Source organism: Polynucleobacter sp. MWH-Aus1W21 (assembly GCF_018687275.1).
Classification (GTDB): Bacteria; Pseudomonadota; Gammaproteobacteria; order Burkholderiales; family Burkholderiaceae; genus Polynucleobacter.
The window spans coordinates 548,414-563,037 of the sequence record NZ_CP061287.1; the positions used below are offsets into that span (position 1 = coordinate 548,414).

The window sequence follows — 14,624 nt, forward strand, 5'->3', positions numbered from 1 at the left end:
ATTATTTCTGGTGATTATCTCTTAAAAACCAGATGGGCTAGCCTAGCTGTTGAATGGAGATATTGGCGCTCAGCTCTTCGCCACCGCCACCGGTGCGCACTCCTTTTACAGGGGCTGCAGAGTAGTAGTCACGGCCTACTGCCAACCTGATATGACGTGAATCAATGAGGCAAGCATGGGTGATATCAACGCTCGTCCAAATACCTTTTTCAATGTCGCTGCAGAAGTCTATCCATGCATGACTTGCAAGGTTTGGAGATTCTTCGGCAAAGAAATAGCCGCTGACATATCGAGCAGGTATTCCGGAGGCACGACATAGGCTTAACATAATATGGGCATGATCTTGGCAGACACCGGATTTCATAGCGAAAGATTGTGCAGCGGTAGTTGCAAAGTTAGTCTGTCCAGGGGTGTAAACAATCAAGCCTTGAACGGCCTCGGCGAGCTTAAGTACTTGATCAACAGAATTTTTCGTTGGAAGACTGTATGAGAAATACTCCAACATGGTTTCTGTTGGCTCGGTCAGATTGGTTTGCTGCAGTAGGTAATAAGGGGAGACTGCTCTGGCATCGTCGATGAACTCAAAAGCGTCCTGCGTATGAACTTCACCCTCAGCCTCAAGCATCATCGAGGTGTATGGACTCTCTTGCACAAAGACGCTGCATACGTTCCCGAAGGTATCTATGGAGTTGGACGCCTTAATCGGGGTGCTAATCTTCCACTTATCAATCTGTTGACCTGCGACTGCTGGCGGAGTCAGGCGTAATTCCTGAATGGAGTAACGCACGGGGGTTTCATAGCGATATTCAGTGCGGTGACGGATCTTTAGGTGCATATATTCTTTGGGGAAGTCTTAAGCGACAGCTAATGGTATGAGGTATGCATTACTAAATTCATCAGCAATGTGATTAATGCGCTCCAAGAAAGACTCAATATATTCTTCCAGGCCTTGTGCAAAAACTTCATCGATATCGGAGTAATCCATGCTTGCCTTGAGTTTGCCAAGTAAGCGTTCAATTTCTTTGGATTGCTGATTCTTTACTTCAGAGATCAGAGGGATTAGCTCATTCACACAGCACACTAGAGAGCGCGGCATTTGTTTATTAAAGATCAGCAGCTCTGCAACTTGTTTTGGTGTTACCTGATCTGAGTATATTTGACGGTAAATCTCAAATGCTGAGACTGAGCGAAGAAGTGCAGCCCAGTGATAGAAATCAAAGAACTCCCCATCAGTGCCATCGTCTGACGATTTATTGGCGCCAAGCACCTTTAGGGTTGCCTGATCTTCATATTTGGTTTCTAGAATACGGGCAGTGTTATCGGCGCGTTCAAGCAGTGTTCCAACGCTAATGAAGTAGAAGGCCTCGTTCTTGAGCATCGTGCCATAGAGAACGCCTCTAAAGAGGTGGCAGCGATGTTTGACCCACTCTAGAAGGCGACTGGGGTCGGCTTGATGTCTCGCTTCTAGGATGCGCTGTAGCTCAAGCCAAGTAGTGTTCTGTGTCTCCCAAACCTCGGAAGTAATTTTGCCGCGAATAACGCGCGCATTTTCTCGGGCGGCATAAAGGCACGAGACAATGCTAGAAGGGTTGCTGGTTTCATAAATCATGAAATCCAACACATTCTCGCGATTAATCACATCATATTTACTCAGAAAAGCTTCTTCTAACTTAGAAATCGTTAGCAATTTTTTCCAGCTTTGCTCTAAAAACTCAGCAGGCTGTGGAAGTAGGGATGTCTGATGATTGACATCGAGCATACGAGCAGTATTTTCTGCGCGCTCGGTATAGCGAGCCATCCAATACAAACAATCAGCGGTACGACTAAGCATGTTTACTCTTTCCTTATTTCTCTAGCACCCAGGTATCTTTAGTTCCACCACCCTGGGAGGAATTCACCACTAAAGAACCTTCTTTGAGCGCAACCCTAGTCAATCCACCTGGCACCATCTTGATGGTTTTTCCTGAGAGAACAAAGGGTCTTAAATCAATATGTCTTGGAGCAACACCTGACTCTACGAAAGTAGGGCAAGTAGAAAGGGCTAAGGTGGGCTGAGCAATGTACTTATCTGGATTAGCAATGAGATGTGTTCTAAATTCTTCAATCTCTGCTTTAGTAGAGGCTGGACCCACTAACATGCCATACCCACCAGCCCCATGAGTCAGCTTCACCACTAACTTATCCAAATTGGCTAAGGTGTATGCCAAGTCATCCGTCTTCCGGCATTGGAAAGTAGGAACGTTGTTGAGAATTGGTTTTTCGCCAAGATAGAACTCAATCATCTCTGGAACATAAGGGTAAATTGATTTGTCGTCAGCAATGCCAGTCCCAATGGCATTAGCTAATGTCACATTACCAGCACGATGTGCAGATAGGAGGCCTGCAACACCTAGAGTGGAGTCGGAGCGAAACGCTAATGGGTCTAAGAAGTCATCATCAACGCGACGGTAGATGACATCTACTCTTTCGGGGCCTTGGGTGGTGCGCATAAAGACTTGCTCGTTCTTTACAAATAAGTCTTTACCTTCTACAAGCTCAACGCCCATCTGCTGCGCAAGATAACTATGCTCAAAGTAAGCAGAGTTATACATGCCAGGCGTTAACACCACTACATTTGGTTTTTTAACATCATCTGGTTTTACAGACTTTAGACATTCCAATAAAAGATCGGGGTAGTGCTCAACTGGCGCAATGCGATATTTTTGGAAGAGGTCGGGGAAGAGTCGCATCATCATCTTGCGATCTTCAACCATATACGAAACGCCTGATGGAACACGCAAGTTATCTTCTAATACGTAAAACTCACCTTCGCCTGCGCGCACGATATCGATACCGGCAATTTGTGCATAAATGTCACGCGGTACACTTACGTTGCGCATCTCAGGTCGATATTGCGCGTTGTTATAAATCTGTTCCGCTGGAACGATGCCCGCCTTAATAATTTCTTCATCGTGATAGATGTCGTAGATGAATCTATTTAATGCTTTAACGCGTTGGCGTAAACCTGCTTCAAGCTGCTCCCACTCCTTTGCAGTAAAAATGCGAGGCACTTGATCGAAAGGAATGGTTCTTTCTGAGCCTAGGTCGTCACCATAAACGGCAAAAGTAATGCCCACTCGTCTAAAGATGAGGTCGGCTTCAGCACGTTTGAGACCCATGAGGGTGTCACTTTGCTGCTTCAACCAGTTGTGAAAGATTTGGTAGTGGGGGCGCGCTTTGCCTGCGGCATCGAGCATTTCGTCAAAAGGCAATTTCATAGTTACAAAACTAATGCCTTTATAAAAGCTGGAATGAATGGTTTGAAGCTGCTTGGTGCCGTATTGCACCGAATTAGTGCATAAATGCTCAGATACTAGCCCTCAAGCCAGTCTACCCCAGTTTTAGGGCTATTAAGCGTTTAAATCGCCCCTGGCAATTCGACCTTTTTGCACTTCCCATTCGCGTTCTTTGGTGGCCGCACGTTTGTCGTGCTGCTTTTTACCCCTTGCCAGGCCGATTTCGCACTTCACATTTCCTTTGGAAAAATGCAGGTTGAGTGGGACAAGGGTATAACCCTTTTGCTCTACTTTTCCTATGAGCTTGCGGATTTCAATGGCGTTGAGCAGCAGCTTTCTGGTGCGCGTGTTATCTGGCACGATATGCGTAGAGGCCGATAGGAGTGGGGTGATATGGCAGCCAATCAGGAATAGCTCCGCCTTGCGAATGACAACATACGCTTCCTTGATGTGCACGCGACCTGCGCGGATGGCTTTCACTTCCCAGCCTTCCAGCACAAGCCCTGCCTCAAAGCGCTCCTCGATAAAATAATCAAAGAAGGCTTTTTTGTTATCGACGATACTCATATTTATTTAGCTCTCAAGAACGATTATGGCAGACGTCTACAAGACCGTTTTAATTGGCCAATCGGCCGACCGCATGTATGGCTTGGTGACGGATGTTGCCCGCTATCCTGAGTTTTTGCCATGGTGTGGCGGCGTGGAAATTTTTGAGCAAACTGAGACTGTGCTGGATGCCAAAATCAATATTCATTTCAAGGGCATTACCCAGTACTTTCATACGCGAAACGTGAACCATCGCCCGGAAACCATTGATATGGTCTTTGTGGATGGTCCGTTTAAGCATTTTTCAGGGCAATGGAACTTTATCCCTTTGCGAGAGGATGCTTGCAAGGTTGAGTTCAAGCTTCACTGGGAGTTTAAAAGCGCCATCCTAGACAAGATCATTGGACCCGTCTTTGGTCACATAGCTGGAACCTTTGTGGATTGTTTTGTTAAGCGTGCCGAAGAACTCTATGGCTGAGCGCCTAATTCATCTCATCCTCTGTGATGCCAGGCAAGGGGAGCCAGTGCTCAAGCCGTTTCATCTGCTTCTCGATCAAGGGCAGTCAGCAACAGTGGGGTTGGCCTTAGTAAAGGCTGGAATTGCGGCTGGAGCCGATGATCCGGTTATGGCTAGAAAGGGCTGCTTTGGGGTCTTTGGGAAGCGTAAAGACTGGGATAGTCCCATTTATGACGGCGATCGCCTAGAGCTTTATGCACCCTTGCTAATAGACCCCAAGACGGTTCGGCGTAAAAAGGCTAACCAGAACCAGGATGCCAAATTCCAGGCTGCCGCAGCTAAAAGAAAGGCTAGGAGGCTATAATCGGTTTTTGCGACTAGGGGTTTTGCATGCGACTCATTCAAAAAGCACTCACTTTTGACGATGTGCTCCTCGTACCGGCCTATTCATCGGTACTCCCTCGAGATGCCAGCTTGGCAAGTAAATTAACTCGAGAAATTTCACTCAATACACCATTGGTGTCTGCAGCTATGGATACCGTGACCGAAGGCCGTTTGGCAATTGCCATGGCTAGCGAAGGTGGTATTGGCATCATTCACAAAAACTTAAAGCCTGCTGAGCAAGCGCGTGAGGTAGCGAAAGTAAAGCGCTACGAATCTGGTGTGCTGCGTGATCCGATCACCATCAGCCCTGATGTTACTTTGCGTCAAGTCATTCAGCTTTCTCGTGAACATGGCTTCTCTGGATTCCCGGTGCTCGTTGGCAAAGAAGTGGTTGGCATTATTACCAACCGCGATTTGCGTTTCGAAGAAGATCTAGATGCGCCAGTAAAAAGTAAGATGACTCCACGTGAGCGTTTGATTACTGTGAAAGAGGGATGTTCACTGGATGAAGCAAAACGCTTGATGAGTCAGCATCGCTTAGAGCGTGTATTAGTTGTTAATGATAAGTTTGAGTTACGCGGTCTGATTACTGTAAAAGATATTCTAAAAGCCACCGAGCATCCAAATGCTTGTAAGGACGGCGAAGGCAAGCTGCGCGTGGGTGCGGCAGTAGGTGTTGGTCCTGATAACGACGAGCGTATTGAGTTGTTGGTGCGCGCTGGTGTTGACGTCATCGTGGTAGATACTGCGCACGGTCATAGTCAAGGTGTTTTAGATCGCGTGAAGTGGGTTAAGAAAAACTATCCTCATGTGCAAGTAATCGGCGGCAATATTGCGACTGGCGATGCCGCTAAAGCATTAGCCGATCATGGTGCTGATGGTGTGAAAGTGGGTATTGGCCCAGGCTCTATTTGTACAACTCGTATTGTTGCAGGTGTAGGTGTTCCTCAAATCACAGCGATTGTGAATGTGGCAACTGCACTTAAAGGTACTGGCATTCCGTTGATTGCTGATGGCGGCGTACGTTACTCTGGTGACGTTGCTAAAGCATTGGCAGCTGGCGCAAGTTCAGTCATGATGGGCGGTATGTTTGCCGGAACCGAAGAGGCTCCAGGTGAAGTATTTCTTTATCAAGGACGCTCTTACAAGAGTTATCGCGGGATGGGCTCTTTGGGCGCTATGGCCGATGGTTCTGCTGATCGTTATTTCCAAAGCGATATTGTTGCTAATGCTGAGAAGCTTGTCCCAGAAGGTATTGAAGGTCAAGTACCATATAAAGGCAGTGTTTTAGCAATCTTGCATCAGCTTACTGGCGGTATTCGTTCTTCCATGGGTTATCTCGGTTGCAAAACTATTGCTGAGCTCCATGAGAAAGCCAATTTTGTGGAAATCACTTCGGCTGGTGTGCGTGAGTCACACGTTCATGATGTGAAGATCACTAAAGAAGCGCCAAATTACCATATTGATTAAGACTTAAATAAGATTGCTTCATTCGTGCACGACAAAATACTGATTCTCGACTTTGGTTCACAGGTAACTCAACTCATTGCTCGGCGCGTGCGCGATGGACGTGTGTATTCAGAAATCCATCCTTACGATTGCGATCCTGAATTTATCCGCAAGTTCATTCAAGAGCAGGGCGGCAAAGGCATTATTCTTTCTGGAGGCCCTAGCTCTGTAACTGAAGAGGGCAGTCCACGTGCACCTCAAATTGTTTTTGAGCTTGGCGTACCGGTTTTAGGTATTTGCTACGGTATGCAAACCATGGCTACCCAGTTGGGTGGCGCAGTAGCATCAGCAGAGTCATTGGGTAAAGCGCGTGAGTTTGGTTACTCTGAAGTACGTGCGCATGGTCACACCAATTTGCTTAAAGGTATTCAGGACTTCTCTACTGGCGAAGGTCATGGCATTCTCAAGGTGTGGATGAGTCATGGTGATTCGGTTACTACATTGCCTCCATCATTTAAGTTAATGGCATCAACTGAATCTTGCCCTATTGCTGGGATGGCGGATGAAGATCGCCGTTTCTATGCATTCCAGTTTCATCCTGAAGTAACTCATACCATCCAAGGCACTGCAATCATTAATCGTTTTGTGCATGAGATTTGCCAGTGCAAACCAGACTGGGTGATGGGTGATTACATTGCTGAAGCGGTTGAAAATATTCGCAAGCAAGTTGGGGATGAGGAAGTCATACTTGGTTTGTCTGGCGGTGTTGACTCTAGTGTTGCTGCAGCTTTAATTCATCGAGCCATTGGCGATCAACTGACGTGTGTATTTGTTGACCATGGCTTACTTCGTCTCAATGAAGGCGATATGGTGATGGAAATGTTCGCACGTAATTTGGGGGTGAAAGTCATTCGTGTCGATGCCAAAGATACCTTCATGGGTGAATTGGCTGGCGTTTCCGATCCAGAAGCAAAACGCAAAATTATTGGTAAAGAATTCGTTGAAATTTTCCAAACGGAATCTGGAAAAATTAAGAATGCAAAATGGCTTGCTCAAGGAACTATCTATCCAGACGTGATTGAATCGGCTGGTAAGGGCAAGAAGGGCGCGCATACGATCAAGAGTCACCATAATGTTGGTGGTTTACCTGAAGACATGCATCTTAAATTACTTGAGCCTCTCCGCGAACTCTTTAAAGATGAAGTGCGCGAGCTTGGTGTTGCCCTCGGATTGCCTCGCGAAATGGTATATCGCCATCCTTTCCCAGGTCCTGGGCTTGGTGTTCGCATCCTAGGTGAAGTCAAAGCAGAATTTGCTAGTCTTTTGCAGCGTGCTGATGCCATCTTTATTGAAGAATTACGCAATACGATCGACGAAGCAAGTCAGAAGTCTTGGTATGACCTTACTAGCCAAGCATTTGCTGTCTTCTTACCTGTGAAGTCTGTTGGTGTTATGGGTGATGGTAGAACCTATGAATATGTTGTCGCTCTTCGTGCGGTACAAACTCAAGACTTTATGACTGCGCACTGGGCCCATTTGCCACACGAATTACTTGGTAAGGTTTCCAATCGCATCATTAATGAAGTGCGTGGCATCAATCGGGTCGTATACGACATTAGTGGAAAGCCGCCAGCAACGATTGAGTGGGAATAAGGTGTGGGCTAAACCAGCCTACTAATTCCTATGCTTGAGTTACGCGCAACATCACTCGCAATCCTAGCAAGCGCTGATGCGCAGACTAAAGTCAGTCAGTTGCTTGAGTTGTTTGATGGATATCAACAGCAACGCGTGACTCTTAACACTTCTCGCAAGATTGATTCTCAAGATCTCATTCTTCCTGGGCGCCCAGCAAAGCCAGAGCTAGTGCTTCCTAAGCTGGTTCCCAAGAGAAGAATGGATACGCCTGAAGGTAGGGCGGGCTTATTGCACTCCTTAGCTCATATTGAATTTAATGCCATGAATTTGGCTTTGGATGCGATCTGGCGTTTTCCAGATATGCCCAAGGAATACTATGAAGACTGGCTAAAAGTCGCCAAAGAAGAGGCGTATCACTTCAGTTTGGTTAATGAGCATCTGCATACGCTTGGCTTTGCATACGGTGAGTTTCCAGCTCACAATAGTTTGTGGGAGATGGTGGAGAGAACAACGGATTCAGTCATCGCCAGAATGGCGCTTGTTCCCAGAACGATGGAGGCAAGAGGACTAGATGCAGTGCCTTCAATTCGAGATCGCTTTAAGCAGATCAAAGAGGCACGCGCTGTTGAGATTCTAGAGATAATTCTCAATGATGAAATTGGCCACGTGCTGATTGGTAATCGTTGGTTTAATTTCTTATGCGACAAAGATAATCTTTCTCCGATTGCCGCTTATCGAGAGTTGGCTGGTAAATATCGGGCACCTGTTCTTAAGGGGCCTTTCAATATCGAGGCTCGTAAACAGGCGGGCTTTACGTCTGAAGAGTTAAGTCTTCTTGGAGCATAGCCAAATGAAGGTATTAAGCCTCATCCCTCCGATGACACAGCTTAATACCCCGTATCCCTCTACGGCTTACCTTACCGGATTTTTGCGATCGCGTGGTGTGGATGCTGTACAAGAGGATTTGGCTTTAGCTCTGGTACTCAGTTTTTTTACGCCAGAAGGTCTGTCTGAAATTCATGCCCAGGCGTTGCTTATTCCTGAGGCGAATCGCAGCGCTAGCATTAATTTTTTCCTAGATTACTTTCCCGTATATCAATCCACAATCTCGCCAGCAATTGCTTTCTTGCAGGGGCGCGATAGTACACTAAGTCATCGCATCAATAGCCGAACTTTTCTACCTGAGGGACCTCGTTTTGCATCTCTTGATGCATTTGAAGATGAAGAGGCTGGTGATTCATTGGCTTGGGCTTTTGGGGCATTAGGTTCCCAGGATCGAGCACGTCATTTGGCAACGCTCTATCTCAATGACCTATCTGATGTCCTGCGTGATGCCATTGACGACCGCTTCGAGTTCGTACGTTATGCGGAATCTCTAGCAAGTAGTCAGCCTACTTTCACGCCTTTAGCCGATGCGCTTAATGCTGAGCCGACGTTAATGGACCTGCGTTTGCAATCACTTGCCGCTGAGGTAATTGAGCGCCATAAGCCTGGCCTAGTCCTTTTGTCTGTACCTTTTCCTGGTGCGATGTATGCTGCCTTGCGGATAGCGCAAGTCATTAAAAAAGCTTTTCCACAAACCCGGATCGCATTGGGTGGTGGATATGTCAACACAGAGTTGCGCGAGCTATCTGATCCTCGCATATTTAATTATGTTGATTTCATTACATTGGATTCTGGAGAAAGGCCACTATTGGCTTTGCTAGAACATCTAGCTGGTAAACGTTCTGTTGAGCGATTGGTTCGCACGTTTATTCGTAATGTAAATAATCAAGTGCAATATCTCAATTGGCAGGAGCTTGATATACCATTCGAGGAAGTTGGTACCGCCACCTGGGATGGATTGCCGCTAGATTCTTATCTATCACTTCTAGACATGCTTAATCCCATGCATCGCCTATGGAGCGATGGTCGCTGGAATAAACTCACAGTTGCGCATGGGTGCTATTGGAAGAAATGCAGCTTTTGCGATGTGTCGCTTGATTACATTTCTCGCTACGAAACTGCATCAGCAAGTTTGCTAGTTGACCGGATTGAAAAAATTGTTGCCGAGACTGGGCAGACGGGCTTTCATTTTGTTGACGAAGCAGCGCCACCAAAAATACTAAAGGCTTTGGCTGAGGAGCTTATTCGTCGTCAAGTTGTAATTTCCTGGTGGGGCAATATTCGCTTTGAAAAAACTTTCACATCAGAATTGGCTGAACTTCTAGCTCAGAGTGGTTGTATTGCTATGTCTGGTGGTCTTGAGGTGGCCTCTGATCGCTTGCTGAATCTGATGAAAAAAGGTGTGTCGGTCGAGCAGGTGGCTCAAGTAACCAAAGGATTTTCGGATGCCGGTATCTTGGTGCACGCATATCTAATGTATGGTTTCCCAACTCAAACCGTGCAAGAAACTGTAGACGCATTAGAGTATGTGCGACAGCTATTTGAAAATGGCTGCATCCAAAGTGGCTTCTTTCACCGCTTTATCTGTACAGTCCATTCCCCGGTAGGGCTAAATCCACAAGAGTATGGAATTGAATTGGTGCCTTTACCGGAAATCACTTTTGCTAAGAATGATGTCTCCTTTATTGACCCTTCTGGGGTCGATCATGATCTATTAGGTCAGGGCCTGAGGAAGGCGTTATATAACTATATGCATGGGGTAGGCTTTGAAATCAAAGCGCAGTCTTGGTTTGATGGGTTAGGAATTGAAATACCAAAGACAACTATCCGTAAGAATTTCATAGAGAATTCACTATACCTATAGCCTGATCGTAGGATTCAGACTTAAAATTATTTCGTGAAGTAAGAAGATTAATACGGAGGAAGAAAATGAATTTATTGCGTCGTACTTTTATTGCATCAGCCGCCTTGGCTCCAGTCGCTTGTGTCGCGCCATTAGCCTATCAAAGAGGCACTCCTGTTCCCCAGCCAAAGCCAACCCCAGGTGTGAGAGCCCCTCAGGTTGGTCAGGAGTGGGCTTATGTCAAGCGCGATGTTTTTAATGGAAAGATCCTTGGATTAATTACGGAAAGAGTTGCCAGTGTTGGCCCCACTATTGTTGTGGAGCGCAGGGATGAGAATGGCAGTCAATTGCCCGGCGAGATCCAGGGGCCATGGGGTGTTGTTCAAGTGGATACATCATGGCCTCGTCTGACGAGTTTTAAACCGCCAATTCCCTTGTGGCCTGAGGAGCTTTCGTCAAACTGGAGCAAGCAATTTAATACCAAATACAGTTTAGGTGGAAATTCTGAAAATGCTTATGCATGGCAAGAATTTATGAGTGCACATGGTTGGGAGCAAATTACCGTTCCTGCTGGAACCTTCTTAACTTTGCGATATCAAAACCTGATTAATTACGAAAGTAATGACGACAATAAAGTGAATTGCATTCGCAAGCAAACCATATGGTTTGCCCCGAGCATTGGTCGCTGGGTAGCTAAAGAGTCCTCTGGCTCGTACATGATTCAGGGCCAGTTAGGCACGCCTATCTTGGAGGATAGTTATCAATGGCAACTGACTTCGTACAAGTAAATACTTTTCGCAGATTATTTTGGATGGTACTACCAGCTTTGCTGGTAGGTTGCATCACCTCTCAGCCGCTTCCTCGGGGTCAGCTTGTTGCACAGCCTATGCCGCCTCCTGCGGTCAGAGCACCAAAGATTGGTCAAGAATGGGTCTATCAGGTTCGTAATGTTTTCAACGAAGAGATTGTGGATACCATCACCGAGAGGGTGGTATCGGTGGGCGACCAGATTCGCATTAGTCGCTCAGGAGTTAAAGCAGGTCCACTTCCTGATGAAATTCAGTCGCCTTGGGGGTATGTCATTCAAGATCCGCACTGGCAGCCTCCTCAGAAATTTACTAAAGCCATTCCCTTGTGGCCCGAGCAATTGCAGGTGGGCTGGAATAAATTCTTCACCTCCCAATATGAGGTTCTTACTTATCCTGGGGCTACTTACTACTGGGGTCTTGGTATGACTGCAACCCAGTGGGAGCGTCTTAAATCTCCTGCTGGTGAGTTTTTAGTTTTGCGAGTTCATAACGAAATACCGAATTTTGTCAGTAACGACCTTTTTAGAGTGGCCAACCTTCGGGACGAGGAGTTATGGTTTTCGCCGGAGATTGGTCGGTGGGTGATTCGCAGAAGCTCTGGTCGTTACGTTACCTTGGGCGTATTTTGGGCTGACGCGTACTGGGAGGATTACCTGGAGTGGGAGTTAATCTCCTGGAAATAGGCAAAGCGCTTAAAATAAGTGCATTGCTATGTATACCGTAAAAGAACTATTCCCCACCCTCCAAGGCGAGGGTGCACATGCTGGTAGGGCGGCAGTATTTTGTCGCTTTGCTGGGTGCAATCTTTGGAGTGGGCGCGAGGAGGATCGCGCTACTGCTATTTGCCAATTCTGCGATACCGATTTTGTCGGCAGTGATGGTTTTGGTGGTGGTAAGTTCGATACAGCAATTTCACTTGCAGATGCAATCGAGACTTCATGGCGGAGTACTTCCGCAGGACCTCAGCAACGTTATGTCGTTTTTACTGGTGGCGAGCCTCTTCTTCAGTTGGATGGGGAATTAATCTCAGCGCTTCACCAAAAAGGTTTTGCAATAGCCATAGAAACCAATGGCACTCTTAAAGTTCCTAAAGGAATTGATTGGGTTTGCGTAAGTCCTAAGGCCGGTTCTGATTTGATTGTTCTACAAGCGGATGAGCTAAAGCTGGTGATTCCACAACAAGGTCATTCCGACTTGGAAAAGATCATGGCTCGTTTTGAGAAGATGGACTATCGCAATCGTTTCTTGCAGCCCATGGATGGACCTAACCTGAAAAGCAATACAGAATTAGCCGTAGGCCTTTGTCAAAAACGTCCTTTATGGAGATTGAGTCTGCAGTCTCATAAACTGATTGGGATTCGGTAAGCTGGCTAAGCCAAAACATATTAATTGAGTACTTCATGACAACTAAACAACCTCCCATCTCCATTACACGCCGCCTCGAGTTCGACTCTGGGCACCGTATCCCGAATCATGATGGGCAATGCCGCCATCTTCATGGTCATCGCTATGCCATAGAGGTGACATTGACTGGTCAAGTGGCAGATCATCCCGGTAAAGCGGATGATGGGATGGTTTTAGATTTTGGCGATATTAAACGTTTAACCAATCAACACGTTGTTGAATTGTGGGACCATGCATTTTTGGTGGCAAAAGAGGATGAAGGGTTGGTTGCTTTCTTGGCAACATTACCTAACCATAAGACCGTCATCATGGAGCATGTGCCTACTGTAGAAAACCTCGCGAATGCAGCGTTTGCTATTCTGCAACCTGTGTTTAGTAAGGCTTTTGGTGGGCGCTTAGAGCTTTCAGCCATTCGCCTTTATGAGACGCCCAATTGTTGGGCTGATATTCACTCTACCTAAATGACACAAGCTGAGCTTGACCAGCAATATATGCGTATGGCAATTGAGCAAGCTCAGTTGGCGGCGCAATCAGGTGAAGTTCCTGTAGGCGCCATATTAGTCAAAGATGGCCAAGTTATTTCTAAAGCTTTTAATAAGCCAATTGCAAATCATGATCCTAGCGCGCACGCTGAAATGCTCGCGCTAAGAGAGGCTGCACTGGCTCAAGAAAATTACCGAATTCCAGATAGCACTTTATATGTCACTCTAGAGCCATGCGCAATGTGTTCTGGAGCTATGCTCCATGCTAGGATAGGTCGTGTGGTCTATGGGGCCCCTGATCCCAAGACGGGCGCTGCGGGCAGTGTTTTAGATATCTTTGCCTCCAAGCAAATTAACCATCAGACTAGCGTAGAAGGTGGCATCATGAGTGAAGAGTGCGGTCAGTTGTTGCGCGATTTTTTTAAGGGACGACGTTGAAATCCATTCACCTGATTGCTCCATCTGGAGCAAGCTTAGATAGCAAAAGTCCTTTAGCTGGCATCAGCTGGTTAGAGGGTCAAGGTATTGCTGTAGAAAATACAGATTGTGTGAATCGAGTTTACGAGCGGTTTGCAGGTAGTGATGACACACGTCTTGCGGAGCTCAATCACTTATCCAATTTGGATGCGCATTCCTTGGTGATGGCAATGCGAGGCGGTTATGGCCTTCATCGCTTACTCCCGGGTATTGAGTGGAATGCGATAGCAAAAGCAATTCAAAATGGTTTGCAAGTATGTGGTCATAGTGACTTCACAGTATTTCAGTTGGGTTTATTAGCAAGAACGGGTGCAATGACATTGGCTGGACCAATGCTTAATTATGACTTTGGACGGCTTGGGGATGACGGCTCTCCAGTGGTGCCGGATGCCTTCATGTGGCAGCATTTTCAAAATGCTACTGAAGGCCGCAAGTTGGAATGTGCAGTATCAGCCCCGCAAGCTTTCTTGGGTAAAGCCAAGACTAGCCCCATCACAGGCCTGTTATGGGGTGGAAACTTAACTGTTGTAGCGGGATTAGTTGGTACGCCTTACCTTCCCAGCAATAAGCAAACGCAAGGCGGCATCTTATTCCTTGAGGATGTCAATGAACATCCCTATCGGATTGAGAGAATGATGATGCAGCTTCTGGATGCGGGAATACTTGCAAATCAGGGTGCCATTCTGCTGGGCGGATTCTCCGCTTACCGTTTGTATGATAACGATAAAGGTTATTCGCTCGAGCGGGCTATAGAGGCTATTCGTAAGCGTTTGCCAGAAGAGATGCCGATCTTGACAGGTCTTCCATTTGGACATCAGGCAAATAAATTAACTTTGCCTGTTGGTGCTTCAGCGAATTTGGGCTTCAACCCAAATGGATTTGAGCTCAAGGCCCAGTGGTAGTTATTAGAAATCTTCTGAGTCACCTTTTTTTAAAAGGTACTCTCGTTCTCATTGCATTTACATTTACAGGAGCAGT

General features: G+C 46.5%; 16 protein-coding genes. 12 read left to right on the top strand and 4 right to left on the bottom strand.

What is annotated here, in order from left to right; all coding sequences use genetic code 11:
- Window positions 1-37 precede the first annotated feature (37 nt).
- The 4 genes from ICW03_RS02865 to smpB all read right to left on the bottom strand — a co-directional run bounded on the left by ICW03_RS02865 (window position 38) and on the right by smpB (window position 3,842).
- Window positions 38-835 (bottom strand): transglutaminase family protein, encoded by a 798-nt coding sequence (locus tag ICW03_RS02865; RefSeq protein ID WP_215348739.1) that lies wholly within the window; start codon window positions 833-835, stop codon window positions 38-40.
- A gap of 18 nt (window positions 836-853) precedes the next feature.
- Entirely contained in the window at window positions 854-1,831 is a 978-nt protein-coding gene (locus ICW03_RS02870) for an alpha-E domain-containing protein (RefSeq protein WP_215348742.1), read from the bottom strand.
- A 13-nt stretch (window positions 1,832-1,844) separates the two neighbouring features.
- On the bottom strand, window positions 1,845-3,257 hold the full coding sequence (locus ICW03_RS02875; protein WP_215348743.1) for a circularly permuted type 2 ATP-grasp protein: 1,413 nt from the start codon (window positions 3,255-3,257) through the stop codon (window positions 1,845-1,847).
- Between the two features lie 132 nt (window positions 3,258-3,389).
- Window positions 3,390-3,842, bottom strand: coding sequence for an SsrA-binding protein SmpB (gene smpB / locus ICW03_RS02880; protein ID WP_068321829.1), 453 nt, complete (start codon window positions 3,840-3,842; stop codon window positions 3,390-3,392).
- 25 nt (window positions 3,843-3,867) lie between these two features.
- Here smpB and ICW03_RS02885 point away from each other — a divergent pair, with 25 nt between their 5' ends.
- The 12 genes from ICW03_RS02885 (at window position 3,868) to ICW03_RS02940 (ending at window position 14,548) form a co-directional block, all read left to right on the top strand.
- Window positions 3,868-4,299 carry a type II toxin-antitoxin system RatA family toxin gene (locus ICW03_RS02885; protein ID WP_215348746.1) on the top strand — a complete coding sequence of 144 codons (432 nt, stop codon included), beginning with the start codon at window positions 3,868-3,870 and terminating at the stop codon, window positions 4,297-4,299.
- A complete protein-coding gene (locus ICW03_RS02890; RefSeq protein WP_215348748.1) occupies window positions 4,292-4,642 on the top strand; it encodes an RnfH family protein in 351 nt (116 codons plus the stop codon). The genes ICW03_RS02885 and ICW03_RS02890 overlap by 8 nt, the downstream gene beginning before the upstream one ends.
- A 26-nt stretch (window positions 4,643-4,668) precedes the next feature.
- Entirely contained in the window at window positions 4,669-6,132 is a 1,464-nt protein-coding gene (gene guaB / locus ICW03_RS02895; RefSeq protein WP_215348751.1) for an IMP dehydrogenase, read from the top strand.
- Window positions 6,133-6,156: 24 nt separating this feature from the next.
- Complete coding sequence (guaA, locus tag ICW03_RS02900; RefSeq protein WP_215348754.1) at window positions 6,157-7,764, top strand: glutamine-hydrolyzing GMP synthase; 1,608 nt, start codon at window positions 6,157-6,159, stop codon at window positions 7,762-7,764.
- 30 nt (window positions 7,765-7,794) lie between these two features.
- Window positions 7,795-8,592, top strand: a complete 798-nt coding sequence (locus ICW03_RS02905; RefSeq protein ID WP_215348757.1) for a ferritin-like domain-containing protein — start codon at window positions 7,795-7,797, stop codon at window positions 8,590-8,592.
- Window positions 8,593-8,596: 4 nt separating this feature from the next.
- Window positions 8,597-10,495, top strand: a complete 1,899-nt coding sequence (locus ICW03_RS02910; RefSeq protein ID WP_215348760.1) for a radical SAM protein — start codon at window positions 8,597-8,599, stop codon at window positions 10,493-10,495.
- A 65-nt stretch (window positions 10,496-10,560) separates the two neighbouring features.
- Window positions 10,561-11,262 (top strand): hypothetical protein, encoded by a 702-nt coding sequence (locus ICW03_RS02915; protein WP_215348763.1) that lies wholly within the window; start codon window positions 10,561-10,563, stop codon window positions 11,260-11,262.
- Window positions 11,238-11,966, top strand: coding sequence for a hypothetical protein (locus ICW03_RS02920; protein ID WP_215348766.1), 729 nt, complete (start codon window positions 11,238-11,240; stop codon window positions 11,964-11,966). The genes ICW03_RS02915 and ICW03_RS02920 overlap by 25 nt, the downstream gene beginning before the upstream one ends.
- Before the next feature lie 28 nt (window positions 11,967-11,994).
- Window positions 11,995-12,648, top strand: coding sequence for a 7-carboxy-7-deazaguanine synthase (queE, locus tag ICW03_RS02925; protein WP_215348768.1), 654 nt, complete (start codon window positions 11,995-11,997; stop codon window positions 12,646-12,648).
- Between the two features lie 35 nt (window positions 12,649-12,683).
- Window positions 12,684-13,148, top strand: a complete 465-nt coding sequence (gene queD / locus ICW03_RS02930; protein WP_215348770.1) for a 6-carboxytetrahydropterin synthase QueD — start codon at window positions 12,684-12,686, stop codon at window positions 13,146-13,148.
- On the top strand, window positions 13,149-13,607 hold the full coding sequence (gene tadA, locus ICW03_RS02935; protein ID WP_215348773.1) for a tRNA adenosine(34) deaminase TadA: 459 nt from the start codon (window positions 13,149-13,151) through the stop codon (window positions 13,605-13,607).
- Complete coding sequence (locus ICW03_RS02940; RefSeq protein WP_215348775.1) at window positions 13,604-14,548, top strand: LD-carboxypeptidase; 945 nt, start codon at window positions 13,604-13,606, stop codon at window positions 14,546-14,548. Before tadA ends, ICW03_RS02940 begins: the two co-directional genes overlap by 4 nt.
- The last annotated feature ends 76 nt before the right edge of the window (window positions 14,549-14,624 follow it).

Coding starts and splice junctions, on each gene's coding strand:
- ICW03_RS02865 (WP_215348739.1), bottom strand. CDS start 835: ATGCACCTAAAGATCCGTCACCGCACTGAATATCGCTATGAAACCCCC.
- ICW03_RS02870 (WP_215348742.1), bottom strand. CDS start 1,831: ATGCTTAGTCGTACCGCTGATTGTTTGTATTGGATGGCTCGCTATACC.
- ICW03_RS02875 (WP_215348743.1), bottom strand. CDS start 3,257: ATGAAATTGCCTTTTGACGAAATGCTCGATGCCGCAGGCAAAGCGCGC.
- smpB (WP_068321829.1), bottom strand. CDS start 3,842: ATGAGTATCGTCGATAACAAAAAAGCCTTCTTTGATTATTTTATCGAG.
- ICW03_RS02885 (WP_215348746.1), top strand. CDS start 3,868: ATGGCAGACGTCTACAAGACCGTTTTAATTGGCCAATCGGCCGACCGC.
- ICW03_RS02890 (WP_215348748.1), top strand. CDS start 4,292: ATGGCTGAGCGCCTAATTCATCTCATCCTCTGTGATGCCAGGCAAGGG.
- guaB (WP_215348751.1), top strand. CDS start 4,669: ATGCGACTCATTCAAAAAGCACTCACTTTTGACGATGTGCTCCTCGTA.
- ICW03_RS02905 (WP_215348757.1), top strand. CDS start 7,795: ATGCTTGAGTTACGCGCAACATCACTCGCAATCCTAGCAAGCGCTGAT.
- ICW03_RS02910 (WP_215348760.1), top strand. CDS start 8,597: ATGAAGGTATTAAGCCTCATCCCTCCGATGACACAGCTTAATACCCCG.
- ICW03_RS02915 (WP_215348763.1), top strand. CDS start 10,561: ATGAATTTATTGCGTCGTACTTTTATTGCATCAGCCGCCTTGGCTCCA.
- ICW03_RS02920 (WP_215348766.1), top strand. CDS start 11,238: ATGGCAACTGACTTCGTACAAGTAAATACTTTTCGCAGATTATTTTGG.
- queE (WP_215348768.1), top strand. CDS start 11,995: ATGTATACCGTAAAAGAACTATTCCCCACCCTCCAAGGCGAGGGTGCA.
- queD (WP_215348770.1), top strand. CDS start 12,684: ATGACAACTAAACAACCTCCCATCTCCATTACACGCCGCCTCGAGTTC.
- tadA (WP_215348773.1), top strand. CDS start 13,149: ATGACACAAGCTGAGCTTGACCAGCAATATATGCGTATGGCAATTGAG.